This is a genomic window from Borborobacter xinjiangensis (assembly GCF_047739745.1).
Lineage (GTDB): Bacteria > Pseudomonadota > Alphaproteobacteria > Rhizobiales > Rhizobiaceae > Pseudaminobacter.
Genome location: NZ_JBLLVA010000006.1, coordinates 104,916 through 123,357 on the forward strand (window position 1 = coordinate 104,916; position 18,442 = coordinate 123,357).

General features: G+C 60.9%; 14 protein-coding genes and 1 pseudogene. 2 read left to right on the top strand and 13 right to left on the bottom strand.

Annotation, left to right across the window (positions count from 1 at the left end; all coding sequences use genetic code 11):
• Nucleotides 1-13: 13 nt before the first annotated feature.
• The 4 genes from ACLKMW_RS09465 to ACLKMW_RS09480 form a co-directional block, all read right to left on the bottom strand.
• On the bottom strand, nt 14-2,080 hold the full coding sequence (locus ACLKMW_RS09465; protein WP_415724205.1) for a TRAP transporter permease: 2,067 nt from the start codon (nt 2,078-2,080) through the stop codon (nt 14-16).
• 104 nt (nt 2,081-2,184) lie between these two features.
• Complete coding sequence (locus ACLKMW_RS09470; RefSeq protein WP_415724206.1) at nt 2,185-3,168, bottom strand: TAXI family TRAP transporter solute-binding subunit; 984 nt, start codon at nt 3,166-3,168, stop codon at nt 2,185-2,187.
• 105 nt (nt 3,169-3,273) lie between these two features.
• Complete coding sequence (locus ACLKMW_RS09475; protein ID WP_415724207.1) at nt 3,274-3,945, bottom strand: RES family NAD+ phosphorylase; 672 nt, start codon at nt 3,943-3,945, stop codon at nt 3,274-3,276.
• Nucleotides 3,942-4,469, bottom strand: a complete 528-nt coding sequence (locus ACLKMW_RS09480) for an antitoxin Xre-like helix-turn-helix domain-containing protein (RefSeq protein ID WP_415724208.1) — start codon at nt 4,467-4,469, stop codon at nt 3,942-3,944. Before ACLKMW_RS09480 ends, ACLKMW_RS09475 begins: the two co-directional genes overlap by 4 nt.
• Before the next feature lie 281 nt (nt 4,470-4,750).
• Between ACLKMW_RS09480 and ACLKMW_RS09485 the strand changes: the two genes are divergently transcribed.
• Together ACLKMW_RS09485 and ACLKMW_RS09490 are read left to right on the top strand one after the other, a co-directional pair.
• Nucleotides 4,751-5,884 (top strand): HPP family protein, encoded by a 1,134-nt coding sequence (locus ACLKMW_RS09485; RefSeq protein ID WP_415724209.1) that lies wholly within the window; start codon nt 4,751-4,753, stop codon nt 5,882-5,884.
• A gap of 126 nt (nt 5,885-6,010) precedes the next feature.
• Nucleotides 6,011-8,584, top strand: coding sequence for an AMP-binding protein (locus ACLKMW_RS09490; RefSeq protein WP_415724210.1), 2,574 nt, complete (start codon nt 6,011-6,013; stop codon nt 8,582-8,584).
• A 131-nt stretch (nt 8,585-8,715) separates the two neighbouring features.
• Here the strand turns inward: ACLKMW_RS09490 and ACLKMW_RS09495 are convergent, their stop codons facing one another.
• The 9 genes and pseudogenes from ACLKMW_RS09495 to ACLKMW_RS09535 all read right to left on the bottom strand — a co-directional run bounded on the left by ACLKMW_RS09495 (nt 8,716) and on the right by ACLKMW_RS09535 (nt 18,413).
• The gene (locus ACLKMW_RS09495) at nt 8,716-9,558 is read right to left on the bottom strand and encodes a fumarylacetoacetate hydrolase family protein (RefSeq protein ID WP_415724211.1); all 843 of its coding nucleotides are present in this window, start codon (nt 9,556-9,558) and stop codon (nt 8,716-8,718) included.
• 110 nt (nt 9,559-9,668) lie between these two features.
• A complete protein-coding gene (locus ACLKMW_RS09500) occupies nt 9,669-10,928 on the bottom strand; it encodes an RNA polymerase sigma factor (protein WP_415724212.1) in 1,260 nt (419 codons plus the stop codon).
• 85 nt (nt 10,929-11,013) lie between these two features.
• Nucleotides 11,014-11,430 carry a YciI family protein gene (locus tag ACLKMW_RS09505; RefSeq protein ID WP_415724289.1) on the bottom strand — a complete coding sequence of 139 codons (417 nt, stop codon included), beginning with the start codon at nt 11,428-11,430 and terminating at the stop codon, nt 11,014-11,016.
• A 211-nt stretch (nt 11,431-11,641) separates the two neighbouring features.
• Nucleotides 11,642-11,884, bottom strand: a pseudogene (locus ACLKMW_RS09510) (hypothetical protein); the annotation flags it as partial.
• A gap of 1,124 nt (nt 11,885-13,008) precedes the next feature.
• Entirely contained in the window at nt 13,009-13,311 is a 303-nt protein-coding gene (locus ACLKMW_RS09515; RefSeq protein ID WP_415724213.1) for a DUF982 domain-containing protein, read from the bottom strand.
• 100 nt (nt 13,312-13,411) lie between these two features.
• Entirely contained in the window at nt 13,412-13,714 is a 303-nt protein-coding gene (locus tag ACLKMW_RS09520) for a DUF982 domain-containing protein (protein WP_415724214.1), read from the bottom strand.
• 493 nt (nt 13,715-14,207) lie between these two features.
• Nucleotides 14,208-15,302, bottom strand: coding sequence for an alpha-hydroxy acid oxidase (locus ACLKMW_RS09525; RefSeq protein ID WP_415724215.1), 1,095 nt, complete (start codon nt 15,300-15,302; stop codon nt 14,208-14,210).
• A 43-nt stretch (nt 15,303-15,345) separates the two neighbouring features.
• Nucleotides 15,346-16,029 carry a Fe2+-dependent dioxygenase gene (locus ACLKMW_RS09530; protein ID WP_415724216.1) on the bottom strand — a complete coding sequence of 228 codons (684 nt, stop codon included), beginning with the start codon at nt 16,027-16,029 and terminating at the stop codon, nt 15,346-15,348.
• An 80-nt stretch (nt 16,030-16,109) separates the two neighbouring features.
• Nucleotides 16,110-18,413, bottom strand: a complete 2,304-nt coding sequence (locus ACLKMW_RS09535) for a TonB-dependent receptor (protein ID WP_415724217.1) — start codon at nt 18,411-18,413, stop codon at nt 16,110-16,112.
• Nucleotides 18,414-18,442: the final 29 nt, after the last annotated feature.

Sequence of the window (18,442 nt, forward strand, 5' to 3'; positions counted from 1 at the left end):
TCGACAATTTGGGTCAGGTGGCACTCGTTCGGCGTTCCGCCACTGCCGTTGCGACATGCCGCAGAACGATGGGCGTGATCATGATCGCGCCAATGACGGTAGAATAGATTTCCGGCGCGACAAGCAGGAATGCCGCGATCACTAGCACCACATTCTCCCATGCCTTGGTTCGCACGAGCATGTAGCGCGAGAGCGCGGCGCCAAGGCAAACGATGCCAAGCGTGCAGCCGATGAAAGCGAGAGTGAAGTTCGACCAGGTGAAATCCTTGGTGACCAGCAACAGCGAAGGCGAGAAGACGAACACGAAGGGGACAAGCGCCTTGCCCAGCCCCAGCCTGAACGCCGTATTGCCGGTCTTGAACGGATCGGCAGCCGCCATGCCGGCGGCTGCATAGGCAGCTAGCGCGACAGGCGGCGTGATGTCGGCCAAAAGCCCGTAATAGAAGACGAAGAAATGCGCGACGATCGGCTCGACATTGAGCATGACAAGGGCAGGCGCTGCGATCGTCACCATGATGATGTAGTTGGCGGTGGTGGGAATTCCGCAGCCCATGAGAATGCAGACCACGCCAGTCATGATCAGCGTGAACAGCAGTGACAATGCCGATGCCGAGATGATGCTGGCGGGCAGGATGTAACCAGCGAAATTCGCCAGTTCCGCCGCCGTGGACGTTACGATGAAGGACACCTTGAACCCGACACCGGTCAGCGTGACGACCCCGATGACGATGCCTACCGTCGCTGCCGCCGCACCGATGGCCAAAGCGTATTTGGCGCCGTCGCGCAGGCAGAGAAACACTTCTCCAATCGTCATGCGCCGGCGCGGATTGAGCAGACCGACTGCGATGCAGGCGGTGATGCCCCAGAATGCCGCGAGATAGGGCGTGTAGCCGGACAGCAACACCCAAAGCAGAACCGCAAGGGGAATGACCGTCGGCCAATCCCGCTTGAGCGCGGCCGCAATGTCAGGCATTTCGTCGGGGCGCAGGCCACGAAGGCCAGTCCGCTTGGCCTCGAAATGTACCTGCATGAGCACGCCGAAAAAATGCATGAAGGCGGGGACGATCGCGGCAAGGATGATCGTGGTATAGGGAAGCTCGAGGAACTCGATCATAAGGAACGCGGCCGCCCCCATGATCGGCGGCGTGACCTGCCCTCCGGTCGAGGAAGCTGCCTCGACCGCCGCCGCGAATTCGCGCTTGTAGCCGAGCTTGATCATGGCTGGAATGGTGAGCGAACCGACTGTCACGGCGTTGGCGACCGAGGAGCCGGAGATCATGCCGAAAAGTGCCGACCCGAAAATCGAAACCTTTGCCGGCCCGCCCGCATAGCGTCCGGCGACCCAGGCGGCGCAATCCAGAAACAATTGGCCGAGCCCGATGCGGGTGGCAAATACGCCGAAAAGAACGAAGTGAAACACGTAGGTCGCGACGACGCCGAGCGCGATGCCGTAGATGCCCTGCGTTGTCATGTAGAGATGGTCAATGAGCTGTCCGAGACTATTGCCTGGGTGGACCAATATTCCCGGCATCCATGGGCCGAACAGCGCATAGGCCATGAACAGGAGCGCGATGATCGGCAGTGGCCAGCCAATCGAGCGTCGCGTCGCTTCAAGCAGTGCCACGATCAGGAAACCACCCAGAACCACATCCGTTGTCGTGGGATTGCCAATGCGAAAGGCGAGATCGTCGAGTGGGATCAGCGGAACATGCGCTACCGCTATGACCGAGCCGATTGCCAGTATCCAGTCATAGACGGGAATGCCGAGCGGACGCAAAAGCGAGTTGGCCTGTGGGGCATCGTAACCGCTTTTGGTGAACGGAAAGACCAGGAAGACCAGCGCCAACACGAAAGACAGATGGATGCCGCGATGCACCATCTCCTGCAGCAGGCCGAAGCCGGCCGTATAGTAATGAAAGATGGAAAGTATGATCAGCAGCGTGCCGACGATCCAGCCGGCCGACTTTCCGAGGCTTCGAAAGCGAATCTCGCTGTCGAATCTTTCCTCAAGTTCGCGCGCCTTTGCCTCGTCGTAACCTTCGGAACTCAGGCGAATCTTCTCGTCGCGCGAGGAGGCCATGGGGAATTCCTGCTCAGAAACTCTGTCGCATCACGAATAGCCCGGAGGGTGCCAAGCCGACCGGGCTACACAAAGAATGTAGAAACTTGCCTGCTTCAAGCAAACTATTTCAGTATCCCGCTCTCCTTGTAGAAGCGCTCGGCTCCCGGATGTAGCGGAATACCCAGGCTCGTCGTGGCGTTTTCCAGAACGATCGACTTGCCTTTGGCGTGGCCTGCATCCAGCGCGGTGCGGGTTCCTTCGCTCCATAGCGACTTGGTGATTTCATAGACGAGGTCATCGGGTTGCTTGGCACTGGTCACCCATTGCGCCGCAACTGCGATCGTCTCGGTTTCACCAACGCCCTTGTAGGTTTCCGCAGGCACAGTGTTCTTGGAGAAAAACTTCTGCTCCTCAAGCAGTTTGTCCGCCTCCGGGCCGGAGACCGGGACCAACGTAATGCCGGTCGTTGCCGCGAGTTCGACGATGGCGCCGGCCGGGAACCCGCCGACAAAGAAATAGGCGTCGAGCGAGTTGTCCCGCATCTTCTCACCGGAAGGGCCTGGCTTGAGATATTCGGGATGGATGTCATTTTCCGAAAGGCCGTAGGCAGCAAGCACCAGGCGCGCATCGACTATTGTGCCGGAACCCGGTTCGTCGATAGAAACGCGCTTGCCCTTCAAGTCGGCAACCGACTTGATGCCGGCATCGGCTCTGGCGACGATATGAAGGGTCTCCGGATAGAGCGTTGCGATCAACCGCAGGTCCTCGACCTTGCCCTTGCCCTCGTAGAGACCGGTTCCGGAGTGCGCCCAATAGGCGACGTCGGACTGGGTGAAGCCTGATTCGCTTGCGCCGCCCGTAATGGCATTGATGTTCGCGACCGAGCCATTCGAGGAAACGGCCGTCGATACCAGGCCTGGAACGCCGTTTGGTCCGGTCGACGAGATGGAATTCGCGATCAGGCCGCCGATTGGATAATAGGTCCCCGAGGTGCCCCCCGTTCCGATCCTAAAGAATTTCTGGCCCTGTGCGAATGCCGACTTCGCGCCGGCGATCATCAAAGCGGCCCCAGCGGTGAAAGTGCGTCGCGAAATTAGAAAGCTCATGCCGAAATCTCCCAAAGGAGGCCAGCATGGGCAGGAGGCCGCCAAGTTGTCAACCTTGGGTGCCGGCCTCCCCGACTTCCGCTCCTGGCAGCATCCGTCGTGATCTCAAGAAGCAAGCCTCCTCACCTCGATTTTCCGACGATCGGAGTAAACGGATATGTCGAAATGATCCGTCTGCAAAACATCCTGGATTTTCGTCGGCCGGTAGGCGGCGACGTTAGTGCCTGTGCGCAGCCTCACGCTTTCGTAAAGAATCCCGTCGCTGCCGGATGCGCGGACCTTTTCGCCAAATGCCTGCGAGGCGGCATAGCTTGCCGGATCATAAAGTTCAGACCGGGCCGCCCGCTGGCCGCGAAGGTCGACATAGTCGCCATCGATCCGCGCCACATAGGCTCGATATGTACGCCGGATCTCCGGAAGTTGCCGGGCGAAGGTTTCGCGGCGCAAATGATGGCCTACCTCGGCCGCCGCAGTGGCGAGATCGCCCGCGGCATACCACGCCCCCAGTTCCGCTCCGTTGAAGCGCATCCCGGTCGGTGCGACGTGCAGAAAGGCAGCCATCACCACGCTGGCGTTAGGCCGTCCGTAAACCCATTCGGCCTGTGGCAAACGATCGATGCGTTCCTTGACCAGCCGGTCATTCGTCCATCCGACGAGTTCCATCACAACTGCCAGATCCGCCGCCGTCGCCACCGAATCGAACAGACCGACAGGTGGAAAACGCGAGGGGATCAGGCGAAAAGTCGGCTGCGGGGCCGGCGCAAGAGTCTCAGTCACCGGAAAACGATGTCCGTCTCTTCATACGGCACGAAGGCTGCATCTACCGCGTTCGGCTCCATATAAAAACCGCCACGGGCCGCATCGAGAAAGCGGCGCACTGTCAGGAGATTGTCCTGCGAGCCACTGACGACCAGAGCCAGCGGGGGATTGCCGCCGAACACCGCGCCTGCATGCGGATCGCGCAGCCAGGCAGTGCTCTCCCTCTCGGTTGCGTAGAGAATGCCCAGCGCCTGATGGATGCCAAGCACCGCAGAGATGCGCGTCAGCGTGTCGACATCCAGAGTGAAATCCCGATGTTCGCGCGCCAGCTTTGCCCAGTTGTGATAGGTCGAGCGCGACGGATAACCGAGCACCAGGCGCCGCTCCTCTTCGGTCAATCTCCAAAGATCGGCGATTGCCATGAAGGTACGAAATGCCGGCGCACTCAACCGCCGCCGGGTCGCTGATGCGAAACGGGAAGAATTCAGCCGTTGTGGTCCCGCCGGGATGGGATCTGCATGTTTGCGAAGAGCTTGCACCATTGATCTGCTCCTGTCCAATACCGGATATAGTCCAAATTTGGACAAAGTTCAATAGCGTGGCGATCGGAAGAATAGGCCCGCCCGCTTGGGGGTGCGAAAAGGGTAGGTCGGGCTTACCCGATCCGGTTTCGACCAAAGTTCACGGGAAAAATTGTTTCACACCAGTTAAATAACTTGGATCAAATGACCTCTCGCCAACCGCCGCTTCGCTCTATTGGTGCGCTGTCGCAGTCGTATTCGCAGTCCAGGCCATGCCTAGTTCCCGAAGCAGGAAAATTCGTATGCAACGCTGGGTCAAATCCCGGCTATTCGTTCCTATGCTTGCCGGCGCGACCCTGCGTGAGCGACTGGTCGCGTGCCTTGGCGCGCTCATCGGCATTGGCCTCACCGCCCTCATCTGCTCGCTCCTGTTCGGCACGAACGCCAGCCTGCCGATCCTTGTGGCGCCCATGGGAGCATCAGCGGTTCTGTTGTTTGCGGTTCCCACGAGCCCGCTCGCTCAGCCGTGGTCGATAGTCGGCGGCAACACGATTTCAGCGCTTGTCGGCGTGGCCGTGGCTCAACTGGTGGCAGAGCCGGTTCTGGCCGCAGCGCTCGGGGTTTCGCTGGCGATCGCGGCAATGTCCTTCACGCGATCGCTTCACCCGCCGGGAGGCGCATCGGCATTGACGGCCGTGCTGGGCGGACCGGCAGTGGCCTCCATGGGATTCCTCTATCCATTCATCCCGGTCGCCCTGAATTCTATGCTTCTGTTAGCTTTGGGCTTCATCTTCCACAAGCTTTCGCGGCGTGGCTATCCGCATATGTCGGTGCCGGTTCCGGTCAACACGCATGGCACCCTCGATCCGCCGGCACAATTGCGCGTCGGCTTCCGCGAGGAAGATGTCGACGCGGCGCTGGCGACGTTGGGAGAGACGTTCGATATCAATCGCAACGATCTCGACCGGCTGCTGAGAGAGGTGGAATTGCAGACAACGATCCGTTCGCATCGCACGCTCCTGTGCGAGGATGTCATGTCCCGCGATGTGATCTATGTCGATGCGGGCGCAAGCGTCCTTGAGGCGCGAGCGCTCCTGCTCGACCACAATATCCGCACCTTGCCGGTAGTGGATACCAGCGGACGGCTGGCCGGAACGGTCGGCCTGCGGGAGTTGACGCTTGCTGGGGACGATATCCGCCAGACCATGTCCACTGCCTCGACCGCCGCTGCGGATGATCCGGCACTATCTCTGCTGCCGGCCCTGACCGACGGACGCACGCATGCCGTCGTGATCGTCGACGACGACCACTTTGTTCTGGGTCTCATCACGCAGACGGACTTGCTCGCCGCCATGGCGCGCATGCCGCTTCTTGAACCGGAGACAGAGCGGCTGGAGCCCGTAGGAAGCGCACCGACTATGCTGGCCGCCGAATGAACCTCTTTCACATCATTCCGGCGTCTGGCCGTAGAAATATGATGCATTCAATCAGGAATTAGATTAGCGGCTTCTTATCCGTCTTGATGGAGCCGATGGCGGCTCGGAGATGAGAGGGCCGAAGGAATGGAATTTGTCGATCGGTTCACCGAGCACGGCCACCGGCCGGCACTGATCTTTCCCGACCGGGAACCGATTTCCTATGCCGAGCTTGACCGCCGCGTGACCGCATTGGCCAACGAGTTCGGGCCGGGGAAAAAGCTGATAGCACTCCTGGCCGAGCCGACCGAGCATGCCGTCATCGCCTATCTGGCGGCGTTGCGCGCGAACCACGCCGTAGCTTTGTTGCCGCCCTGCCAAAGGGACGCGCTGGACGACTTCATTGCCGACTTTTCGCCCGATATCGCCTGCGGACGCATGGATGGCCGCTGGCGCTGTCAGTCCGATGCGAGCAATATCGCCGTTGACTTGCACGCCGATCTGGCCGTGCTGCTCGGCACGTCCGGCAGTACCGGCAAGAGCCGGTTCGTGCGGCTCGCCGCGAGCGCCGTGGAGGCGAATGCCCGCGCCATCGGCACCTATCTCGAACTTGGATCGCAGGACCGCGCCGCGCTCATTCTGCCGTTCCATTATTCCTATGGGCTTTCGGTGCTCAATTCGCATCTTGCCGTGGGCGCCAGCATTTATTTCCCGGCGCGGGGCGCGGCCGATGCCGGCTTCGCCGAGGAAATGGCTGCAGCCGGTTGCACCAATATCAGCGGTGTTCCCTACTCCTACGAACTCATGGAAAAGACCGGCTTTCGCAGTTATGAGTTGCCGGCATTGCGTTTCATGACGGTGGCGGGCGGCCGAATGTCATCGGGCATGGTCGAGACTTTCCAACGGCATTTGGCGGATAGCGGTAAACGCTTCTTCGTTATGTACGGGCAAACGGAGGCCACGGCGCGCATCGCCTATGTGCCTCCGGAGAGACTTCCCGGCAATAACAACTGTATCGGCGTGGCCATTCCAGGCGGCGCGCTGCGGCTGCTGGACGATGAGGGTCGCCCGATCGAGCGCCCGGGTGAGCCGGGCGAGCTTTTCTATCGTGGCCCCAATGTGATGATGGGCTATGCCTCGGTGCGCGCGGATCTCGCGCGTGGACCCGAAATCTCCGAGCTCCGGACCGGTGACATCGCCGAACGTGACGCGCAGGGCTTCTATCGCATTGTCGGCCGCCGCAAGCGCATGTCCAAGATCGCCGGACTGCGCATCAATCACGAGGCGATCGAAGCCGCACTTTCCGCAGCCGGCATCACGGCGGCCGTCGCCGGCGACGACGAACGCCTGTTGGCACTGGTGGCGTCACCCCATTCGGACGACGGCGTCCTAAACATCATGATGGCAGCAAGCGGCCTGCCCCGGCCGCGTCTGGAGGTCGCGCGAAGCAAGGCGCTGCCGCGGCTTGCGTCCGGCAAGATCGATATCGGAGCGGTGGCCGCCCGCCTCCACGAAACACGGCCGCAGCCGAACGGCGGCATCATGGAAGCTTTCCGACGCGCCTTCTATCCCCGGCAGGTCGGCCCGGAAGACAGCTTCGAGACACTAGGCGGCGATTCGCTCCTCTATGTTCAGTTGTCACTCTCGCTGGAGCAGGAGCTTGGCCGCCTGCCGGAGTGTTGGGAGACCATGTCAGTGGCGGCCCTTTGCCGTACGGGCCGCAAGGAGAGCGAGCGCCAGTTCGTCGACAGCCAGCTTTTTCTGCGCGCCGCCGCGATTCTGCTGATCGTCGTCCATCATGCCACGCTGTGGCCCATTCCCGGTGGGGCAGCCACGCTTGTCATGCTCGTCGGCTACGGCCTCGCCCGTTTTCAACGCCAGCGTCTTTTCGCCGGCGACGCGCTCGGGGTGTTGCGCCCGGTTGCGGTCAATCTCGCCATTTATGCGCCCATCGTCGCCGGCTTCTCCTTGGCTCGTGGAGAGATATTGTGGCCGTCGGTATTCCTTGTAGGCAATCTCGGCATTGTCGACCCCGCGCACATGCTTCCCTATCTCTACTGGTTCGTGGAAGCTTATGTGCAGACCGTGCTCTTATGGGTGCTGTTGTTTTCGGCGCCACTGATACGGCGCGTCGCGCATGGCAGCCCGTTTAGCTTCGGCCTTTTGCTGCTGGCGCTATCGGTCGCGGCGAAGTTCCTCACACCGCTGGTGTGGAACATCGGCGGAGCGCAGATATTCACCTTGCCCGATGTGTTTTACCTCGCCGTACTGGGTTGGTGCCTGTACTTCGCTGACACAGCCGCGAAGCGACAAACCATGGCAATAATCGCGGCACTCCTATGCCCGCTGCTGGCCTGGTGGGGCGGCAATTGGACCGGTTCATGGGTGAAGTTCACGCTGGTGCTTGTCGCGGCCCTCGTACTGCTCTACGCACCGCGAATGGCAGTGCCGCGCTGGCTTGCGCAATTCGTACTGCCCGTCTCTGCGGCGAGCTATCACATCTATCTGTTTCACCGCATCCTTCCCGAATTACTGCTGCCACATCCGGATCCGGCGATATCCCGGCCGGCAGTCACGGCGGTCGCCATCGTCAGCGGCGTGGTTGTCGGCCTGGCGGCGTTCGCCGTGCAAAAGCATCTGCTCGGTTTTCTGACGCGACGACGCGCGGACGTCACGGCTATAATGGGGGAAGAAATGCATCCCATCCGCGAACGAGCCTAAAGCGCGGATCACACGAGCGCTGGAAATCTCGCAAGCGCGCTTTGCGAATGACCGTCGACCTCTACGCAAGTGGGCAGTTTGAGCGGCGCTATACCTGAGTGCGATTGCATCGCCGCTCAAGCCAAACTCCTTCAGCCTTGGACCACGTCCTGGCGTTGTTCACCCAGTCCGTCGATCGACAAGGTGACCACGTCACCAGCCTTTAGGAAGATATTCGGCTTTTGCCCAAGCCCGACGCCGGGCGGCGTACCGGTCGAGATGATGTCGCCGGGCTGCAGGCTCATAAACTGCGAGAGATAGGAGACAAGATAGGCAACACCATAGACCATGGTCGCCGTCGAGCCGTTCTGGAAGCGGCGGCCGTTCACCTCAAGACGCATTGCAAGATTCTGCGGGTCGTCGATTTCGTCGCGGGTCACCAGCCAGGGGCCGATCGGGCCGAAAGTGTCGCAGGACTTGCCCTTGGTCCATTGACCCTGGCGCTCGGCCTGGAACGACCGTTCCGAAACATCATTGATGAGACAATAGCCGGCGACATGGTCGAGCGCCTCTTCTTGCGAGACGTATTTGGCAGCCTTGCCGATGACCACGCCCAGTTCCACCTCCCAGTCGGTCTTCTGCGAACCGCGTGGAATCTCGATCGCATCGTTGGGGCCGACGATCGCCGACGTCGCCTTCATGAAAATGATCGGCTCTGGGGGAACCTTGGCGCCGGTTTCGGCCGCATGATCGGAGTAGTTGAGCCCGATGCAGATGAACTTGCCGGTGCCAGCCACGCAAGGCCCCAGCCTCGGCGCGCCTTCAACGAGCGGCAGGCTGGCGGGATCGATGCGTGTCAGACGCTCCAGGTTCTCGGGCAGTATCGCCACTCCGGCAATATCTTCGACATGGGCGGAAAGATCGCGGATGCGCCCTTCAGCGTCGAGCACACCAGGCCTTTCCTGACCGGCAGGTCCGAAACGGAGCAGTTTCAAGGCAGTTTTCCTTTCGCAATTTCCGGATCAGTCGGCTCAGCCCACGCCTTCTCATAGTCGCGTGGCGCCCGCAAGCGTTGTTCCAGTGTGGGACGGACCTGGAGGGCTGGTCAGCCGCAGGCCGCCGCCCGCCCAAGTAGGAAAGCCTTCTCTCGTTCGTTCCGGCTGAACCTTGCCGCACGCTCGAATTCAATCCGCGCTTCAGCCAGCCGGCCTGCCCGGAACAGAAAATCCCCCTTTGCCGCAGGCAGTGGCGCGTAAGTGCGCAAGGCTCCGGCTTGTGCAATCGCATTGATAAGCTTCAGCCCGGTCTCGGGGCCGAAGGCCATGCTGTAGGCGACTGCCCGGTTGAGACCGACCACCGGTGACGGTGTGATTTCCATGAGCCTGTCATAGAGCGCGGCGATCCTCTGCCAGTCCGTATCTTCTGCCTTTCGGGCCCTTGCATGACAGGCGGCGAGCCCGGCTTGAAGGGTGTAAGGAGCGGTGGCGCCAGCCAGCACCTCGGCGCGTTCCAGCGCAGCCAGGCCACGACGGATCAGGAGTTGGTCCCATCGGGCGCGGTTCTGTTCGGGCAAGGGAATTATTAAGCCTTCCGGGCCCAGGCGGGCAGTCAGGCGCGAAGCCTGAAGTTCCATCAGCGCCAACAGGCCGAAAACCTCGGGCTCCTCGGGCATGAGGCCGGCGAGTATACGGCCAAGCCGCTGGGCCTCGGCGCACAGAGCCGGACGGACCAGATCTTCGCCGGCAGTGGCGGCATAACCCTCGTTGAAGATCAGGTAGATGACCTCCAGCACCGAGGCGAGGCGCTCCTCCCGCGCCCTACCTCGAGGCACCTCGAAGGTCAGGTCAGCATTGCCAAGCGTTCTCTTGGCTCGGAAGATGCGCTGAGAAATGGTCGCCTCGCTAGAGAGGAAGGCGCGGGCGATCTCTTCTGTCGTCAACCCGCCGATCAGGCGCAGGGTCAGGGCCGCCCGCGCCTCACGTGACAGAACCGGATGGCAGGCGGTGAAGATCAGGCTGAGCAGTTGATCGCCGATATCATCGTCAATGGCCGCTTCGACTTCTTCGGCACTGGTGTCTCGTTCATTTTCCAGTTCCTGAACGATCTCGGCATGCTTGCGCCTAAGCATCTTGTCGCGGCGCAACCAGTCAATGGCTCGCCGCTTGGCCGTGGCCATCAGCCAGGCACCTGGCTTGTTGGGGGTGCCGGTCTTTGGCCATTTGGCCAGGGCGGCCACGAGCGCATCCTGCGCCAATTCCTCCGCCAGATCCACATCCCGCACCAATCGGGCCAAACCGGCGACCAGCCTTGCCCGTTCAATGCGGAAGACGGTTTCGATGGTTTGATGCAGGTCCGCGGCCGTCATGGCCGCGGATCACATCATTTCTGCCGCAAGACGGCAAGTGAGTCCGAGATATAAGGACGCCCAAGGCGCCGGCGCCCGGGATTGCTCAATCCTTCTTCGCAAGCCTCTCGCCCAATTTGCGGTGGCGCTCCACGGCCTCGCTTTCGCCTAGATCCTCCAACTCGTAAACCGGACGGATCTCGATCTCGCTCGGGCCGGGCATCGGATTGGGGCAACGCTTCACCCACTCGATCGCCTCGGCCATGTCCTTTACCTCCCAAAGCCAGAATCCGGCGACCAGTTCGCGGGTTTCGGCGAACGGCCCGTCGATCACCGTGCGGTTCGGGCCGTCGAAGGCGACGCGTTTGCCCTTCGACGAAGGCTTCAAACCGTCAGCTGCCAGCATGATACCGGCATTGACCAGCTCTTCGTTGTATTTTCCCATGGCCTCGAGTAGCTCGTTCGAGGGCAGGTTACCAGCTTCGCTGTCTTGTGTGGCTTTCACCAGAACCATAACGCGCATCGTGCTTTCTCCCTTGATCCACGAAAGGCCCATTGGCCTTCCTGTCTCCACGACGAACGAACGTCAGCCGGATCGACATCGTGCCCAAACTTTTCGCGAGAAAAGATAGCGCCCGCGAAAGGGGCGAACCACGATGATCTTGGCCAGTACCGCGATCGGCGCCACGGGAAGATGGAATCACCGGCAGTTCCGTGGAGGAGGTGGTTCTACGCTACCTCCTCCTAAAACCGGATTCCACTTTTCGCTCCGGGGCTCTAACATAGAACCACCAGCCCAGAATCGATCTCTGCTGTACGACATCAAAGACGCGCCCTCATCGTTGCTATAGTAGTCGACTCTCAATGCCCGGTAGCCGGCTACGGCCGAAACGGTTCGTGAAACGATAGCCGATCGTTCCGGCGACATCCCACTCGAGATCAGCCTCGCCGGCACCGACAAGGCCCCAGCCAGTGACGCCGCCAACGACATCGAAACGCGAACTGCCCGCCTGACCCCGTCATCCCGAGTGAGCCAGATGCAAGCCATAGTTCTCTCGCGTGTTCTGGCCGAGGGTTGCAACGGGGGGCGGCGATCGCCAGTGCGGCCGCGGTGCCGGCCGCCTGCGCCACGCCTGCGGTGGGATGTCCGTTGCGGATTGCCATCTGTCGGAGCGACTCTAAGGGCCTGTCAGTTGCCTACTGAGTGGCGAAGCCCAGACTTCCCAGACAGGGCGGACCGGAACAGCGGGCGGGCTGAACCGCGCTCGCCTGTCGCAAAGCCTTGCGGAAGAGCATGCAAACCCTCGATGGTAGGGATAGCGAGTCCGCCTGACCGCGAGCTCGCTTTCCATGGAAATGGAGGTTCCGGCTAGCGATCGCCGACACCAACGCCACCGACACTTGCGCCGATACCCCAAGGGCCGGCACTCACCCCCACTCCGCTGGAGCCCCCGACGCCAACGCTGATGCCGCCAGTGTTACCGGACGTGGCGCGTTCACCCGACGCCTACGTTGATGCCTCCGGTATTGCCGGAGCCAGCACCTGCACCGACGCCAGCATTGATGCCGCCCAAGTTACTTTGCCCACCACCTCCGACACCAACGTTTATGCCGGCGGTTGTGCTCTCATCGGTGGATGGTGAATCGGGAGATGTCGAAGCGGCGGAAGTACCCGGACCAGGCCTGGCGTTTTCAGATGTCGCAGGCATGGGGCACCCGCTTCTAAAATCGTCTGAAGTTGCGCACGCGTCAGAGAACTGGCTGGGAGAGAACAGATATCCGCTTGAGCACTGATCGGCGCCAGCAAACCTGCTCCCAGAACTAGAACCGAAACGCATCCTAAGCTACGAACTGTATGCATTGCTACTTCCTCCTATTCAGAGAGAAGCTCAACTATTCAGATCTGCCAGGACATGAATAACGGAACGTTTCGTTGACGGGAGCGGTGAAGAGGCGATCATGCCCGCAAAGCACAAAGCTGCCACTCTTGTGGGGCGCTTTTCTGGCGGCTTCAGCTGTCAGGCAGGTTCTCGAGCCTAGGCAGGACCGGACATTCTGTAAACAGAAGTGGAGGGCAGCGGCGGCGCCACCCTCCTTCCCTTCAGGCGGGAACGCCGCCCTTAATGTTGTCGGAGCCAACCATCCACGGAAGGGAGGTCGAAACGTCCTCATGGATACCGGCCGTCCTGGCGAAGCTAACGAAAGCGGCACGTGCGGCCGAAAGCGGGTAGCCGCTGTCGAAAGCTCTCTGGCAGGCTCGGAGCGCTGTTTCGTAGATGGTGCCGCGTCTGTTTCGCGGCCACTCATACAGGAATTCGAGCGCATCTTCGAGGCAGGCAATCTCTTGGATGAGGCTCTTCCCATCCTTGACGAAGACCGGGCTTTCGAACGTTCTTTCGCTCATCAAATCCTCCAATCGAATGAACGAGTTGTGGTGTTGAGAAGCGGCCAAAGCCGATATCGGCGGCGGCCGACAGAAAATATGTGAACGGCGCCTTACCTGGTCAAGGATGCAATTCGATCTTACGTTCGACCCACTCTTCGGCGACTTGTTGCACGGCGGTGTCCAATGCGTCGGGTGCAAGGACGCCTCGCGATCTGGCAAATGCTTCGAACGCCAACCTGGCTGCGTCAGTGGTCGCTTTGTCGGCCAACGCTGCGCGGCAAACGGCGGTTGCCATCGTGTGTGTTGGCCCGCGCGATCCAGTCCATTCGTCCAACATCCTCAGAGCATCGAGCGGAGTTTCGACATCGTAAGGGAAACCGAGGCCGACGAATATTGCGACGGGCTGCGAGAACTTCTGCATGAAGAGCTCCAATGCGTGAACATGGGTTGAGGATAATCGGGTTTTCACTAACGCGCGAAGGCCTCTCGGGTTGCAGCCCCAGCACTCAGTTCCTAGTCGCGCCCTTCGCCGTCCCAGGGGATCGACGTTGACATAGGTCCAGTGCGGCCTGCCTCATTGGAACGGGAGGAGGATGGGATTCATCGTTGCGAAATTTGACCGCATGCGACCATTGCTCTGCAAGCCCTTAGAATTTTGCTCATGCCGCTTGACGCCATCATCGCGCGCTTTCAGCCACATGGCATGGCTCGCGCCTTGGTCGCGACGGCGCCGCTGAAGCGCTGGTCGCCGCGATTGCCGTGGCCGCGGGTTCGGCTTCATGGCGCCGAGCTTTCGGGAAGCTATCGTGTTCCTGACCAGGTTGTTCGCCGCGCTCTGCTTGTATCGGTCCGGTTCTTTTGGAAAGCCGCCGGGGAAATCTCCAGCGCAGCGCCGTAGTTGGCCCGGCGCCCGCTCAGCTGTTCAAGATGACCGTGTGGTCTATCGACGCAATCGTTGCCCGGCCGGCCAAGGCCATGGCCGCCTCCAGTTCGGTGCGCAGGATACCGATGACATGGGCCACCCCGACCGCGCCAGCAACGGCAAGGCCGTGAATTATTGGCTGGCCGATGAGCACCGCTTTCGCACCCAGAGCCAGCGCTTTCAGAATGTCGGTGCCGCGCCGCACTCCCCCGTCCAGGAGCACTGGAAGCCTGTCGCCGACACACGCGACGATGGATGGAAGCACTGCAATGCTCGCAGGCAACGTATCCAGTGTGCGTCCGCCATGATTGGATACAATGATGCCATCCACGCCCTGATCGACCGCGAGGCGGGCATCATGCGGATTCATCAACCCTTTGAGCAGCAAGGGCAGGGTCGTCTGCGACCGTAACCAGGCGACGTCGCTCCAGGTCGGAGCGGCATCGAGCAACCCCTTGAATACCGGGCTTTCGCCGGCAACTGCCCGGGATTCGGCGACCGCCATGCCGCGAATATTGACCGGCTCGATACCCGCCGGCAGATGGAAGCCCGCCCGCTGCTCGTCATTGCGCACGCCGGTCACCGGCGCGTCCACTGTCAGCACGATCGCTGCATATCCGGCATCTTCCGCACGCCGGACGAGGCTCAGCGTATCGCTTTGGCGAGCCTGCTTGTAAAGCTGGAACCAGAGCGGTGCGTGGGCGGCGGTGGCAACCTGCTCCAGCGAGACACTGGCCTGCGTGCTGACCGTCATCCAGGCACCGGCCGCGCCTGCACCGAGCGCCGCCGCCAGCTCACCCTCCGGATGAGCCAATTTCTGGAAAGCCACCGGGCCCAGAATGAGCGGAAACGGCATCTCTCGGCCGAACAGCGATATACCGGTCGTAGCCTCGCTCATATCCACGAGCACACGGCTAGCCAGCCGCAGATGGTCGAATCCCTCCCGGTTCCAGCGCCGCGTCAAGCCGTCGGCACCTGCACCGGCAATGTAGGCCCAGGCGGGTGCGGGAATGATTTCCCGGGCGTGGCGCTCATAATCAGCCAGCGACACGATATCGGGCGGCACAGCGGATGCAGGAACCGACATAAGCTTTACCGGAGAACAGATCGGGAGATTACAGCTCTCCCTCTCATAGTTCCGACCAGTGACGAATGAGATTGTGATAATGCGCCGTTAAGCCGACGACCGCCGGATGATCGTCGGGCATCTGTTGCCGGACCTGGATGATCGACATGTCCAGATCGTAGAGCATGTTGCGCTGCCAATCATCCTTGACCATCGACTGTGTCCAGAAGAACGAAGCCCAACGGCTGCCGCGGGTAACGGGCGTTACGCTGTGCATGCTCGTTGCCGGATAGATCACGAGATGCCCAGCCGGAAGCTTGACCTTGTGAACACCATAAGTGTCATGAACGACCAATTCGCCACCGTCATAGTCTTCCGGCGGCGTCAAGAACAGCGTCGAGGATACGTCGGCACGGATACGCATGCCCGTACCGGGTACGACGCGGATGGAACCGTCGACATGCGCGCCGAAGGTCATGCCGACATCGTAGCGGTTGAACATTGGCGGCAGCACATGCATCGGCAGCGCGGCCGAAGAGAAAGTCGGGTTACGACCGAGAGCACGCAAGACGATCTGGCTGAGCTCTTGCGCGACAGGCGAGTCGACCGGCACCTGGAGGTTCTTCTTGACCATCGCCGCCTGTTCGCCGGCGGTGGCGCGACCGTCTACCCATCGGGTCTCTTCAAGAGCCTTCCGGACATGCGCAAGTTCCTCGGGGGTCAGAACGTCAGGGATCGTGATCAGCATTTGTCCGCTTCTCCACTTCGGAAATTGCCACAGGCCGGATATCACCTATCCGGCCCATCTATCCCCCGCATTTAGGTCTCCTAGAACTTGGCGCCGACAGTCAGGATGAAGCTGCGGCCTGGCGCCACGACAGCCCGATTGCTCCAGCCCGTCGAGTAGTTCAACTCGTCCGTCAGATTGTATCCGTTGAGCGCAAATTTGAGGTTTTTGTACTCATAGGCGACGAAAGCATCCAGCGAGAAGGATTCCGGAATCCGGCCGGTATTGGCCGAGTTGGTGTAGTAGGCGTCGGAATAGACGATACCGCCGCCAACATCGAGCCTGCCTTCCATTTCGAAGTGACGCGAGACCTCATAGCTAGTCCACAGCGACACCGAATTGTGCGGCACATAGGCGACTTCGTTGCCTTCAGCGCCTGTAGATACACCCGAAGAATTGAAGGCAGCCAGAATTTCGCTGTCCATATAGCTGTAGGACAGGCCGACAGTCCAATTGTCGGTGGGCTTGCCGGACACGCCAAGCTCGATGCCGCGCACGCGCTGCTCCTCGCCCGTTATCTCGGTGTCGCCCGTAACGGGATCGGTGTAAAAGGCGTTGCTCTTCTCAATCTGAAACACCGCACCGGTCACGCTCATGAGTCCGCCGAGGAAATTGATCTTGGCGCCGACCTCGTAGAGGTCGCTCTTTTCCGGGTCCAGATCAGGAGTATTGGGGCTGATGGCGGAGGAGGTGTTGGCAATGAACTGACCGGCGGGCGTGAACGAACGGGCCCACGATGCGTAGTAGGTCTGGTCCTGCGTCGGCTCCCAAATCACTGAGGCTTTGGGCGAGAAGGCGCTGGTTTTTTCCCGCCCGTCGAAAGGAGCCGGGTCGCTGCTTGACGTGGTCGCCTGATGATACCTGGAGTCGAAATAGTCCCAGCGGCCACCAGCGAGAACGGAGAACTCCGGCGTCAACCAGACACGATCCGAGGCAAACAGCGCGATATTCGTGCCCGAGCCACTGCGATCACCGTTGACGTTACGGGTGACGGTATAAGGAAGGTCGAAGGTCGCGCCGGGATTGCGGACATCCACGATGGAGGGATCCTTACCAGACACGGCGAAAGCATCGCGTTCGTTCTTTTGGTAGAACGCATCGACGCCGACGACCAACTCGTGACGCAAAGAACCGGTCTCGAACTTCGCCACGCCGGTTGTGACGTTCTGGATGCCCCAGGAATTCTGCTCATAGGTAGGATTACCGCCGCCATAGCCGGACAGGAAGGCGGGGTTGCCGGAGAAGAAGTCAGTCGAGCAGGCGCCGCTGCAACTTGGCACGCTGGTCGAGAAGTCGCGATCATACGCCGACAGTCGCGTATCGTTATAGAGGGTCAGCCATTCATCGGCTTCCCACTTCACCCTGGACGTAAGCGCGTGGGTATTGAAGATGTCGTGATCCTGCGCCTTGCCGTAGAAGCTCGAACGCGGCACTCCGAATTCGAATATCGGCAAGTTGGGATTGCTCGGCGAGGCCGTACCATTGGCAACCATCGGCACGCCGTAGTCCGGCGTGCGGTCGCCATGCTGGTAGAAGTACGAAATATCCCAGGTCAGGTCCGTGCCGATACCAAATGACCCGGTGGCGAGCATGCCGGCACGGTTGGATTCGATATTGTCGCGCCCTACAACGTCCTGCCAGTGACCCATCGCAACGAAACGCAGGGCGCTGGTCTCGCTGAGCTGCTTGTTGATGTCGAGCATGACGCGTCCCAGCGGGCCGTTGCCGCCCTGTCCCTCGACATAGGTTTCATCCGCCAGATGCGCTTTCTTCTGCTGGGTGTTGATAGCGCCACCGGTCGTGCCCATGCCGAAGCTTTCGGATGACGGGCCCTTGAAGACCTGAACACCTTCATAGGCGAAGCTGTCACGCACATACACGCCGAAGTCGCGCAGTCCATCGCTATAGATATCGCCTTTGGCTTCGAAGCCTCGGATCTTGAACTGATCGCCGTTCAGCCCGCCGCCACCTTCGCCGATCGCCATGGTTACGCCCGGCACGTTGCGGAGCACCTGCTCGAGCGTTTGGGTTTTCTGTTCCTCCATCAGCTGTGGCGTCACGACGTTGACCACCTGGGGGACGTCCTTCACCTTGCCCGGTAGACGCCCTAGCGAGGTTTCCTGCTCGACAGCGTTGGAGGAACTCCCGCCGGCCTCGACATTGATCTGATCGAGCGCAATGTCGCCGCCATTGGCAGCCGGCGCGACGCGTTCTGCTGGCGACTGTGCGAATGCCGGACCGGTCAGTGCGGCAGACAAGGCCAGAAGAGGAAGAAGGCCAAGGGTGTTCCTCGGCGGCGTTAGCGAATCCGGCGCGGTCCGCGGCGCGATATTCTCAATGCTCATAACAACAAATCCCCTCAACTACCCGGATG

Excerpts from the sequence above, each read along its gene's own strand:
- ACLKMW_RS09465 (WP_415724205.1), bottom strand. The coding sequence starts at position 2,080 with ATGGCCTCCTCGCGCGACGAGAAGATTCGCCTGAGTTCCGAAGGTTAC.
- ACLKMW_RS09470 (WP_415724206.1), bottom strand. The coding sequence starts at position 3,168 with ATGAGCTTTCTAATTTCGCGACGCACTTTCACCGCTGGGGCCGCTTTG.
- ACLKMW_RS09480 (WP_415724208.1), bottom strand. The coding sequence starts at position 4,469 with ATGGTGCAAGCTCTTCGCAAACATGCAGATCCCATCCCGGCGGGACCA.
- ACLKMW_RS09485 (WP_415724209.1), top strand. The coding sequence starts at position 4,751 with ATGCAACGCTGGGTCAAATCCCGGCTATTCGTTCCTATGCTTGCCGGC.
- ACLKMW_RS09490 (WP_415724210.1), top strand. The coding sequence starts at position 6,011 with ATGGAATTTGTCGATCGGTTCACCGAGCACGGCCACCGGCCGGCACTG.
- ACLKMW_RS09500 (WP_415724212.1), bottom strand. The coding sequence starts at position 10,928 with ATGACGGCCGCGGACCTGCATCAAACCATCGAAACCGTCTTCCGCATT.
- ACLKMW_RS09505 (WP_415724289.1), bottom strand. The coding sequence starts at position 11,430 with ATGCGCGTTATGGTTCTGGTGAAAGCCACACAAGACAGCGAAGCTGGT.
- ACLKMW_RS09515 (WP_415724213.1), bottom strand. The coding sequence starts at position 13,311 with ATGAGCGAAAGAACGTTCGAAAGCCCGGTCTTCGTCAAGGATGGGAAG.
- ACLKMW_RS09520 (WP_415724214.1), bottom strand. The coding sequence starts at position 13,714 with ATGCAGAAGTTCTCGCAGCCCGTCGCAATATTCGTCGGCCTCGGTTTC.
- ACLKMW_RS09525 (WP_415724215.1), bottom strand. The coding sequence starts at position 15,302 with ATGTCGGTTCCTGCATCCGCTGTGCCGCCCGATATCGTGTCGCTGGCT.
- ACLKMW_RS09530 (WP_415724216.1), bottom strand. The coding sequence starts at position 16,029 with ATGCTGATCACGATCCCTGACGTTCTGACCCCCGAGGAACTTGCGCAT.
- ACLKMW_RS09535 (WP_415724217.1), bottom strand. The coding sequence starts at position 18,413 with ATGAGCATTGAGAATATCGCGCCGCGGACCGCGCCGGATTCGCTAACG.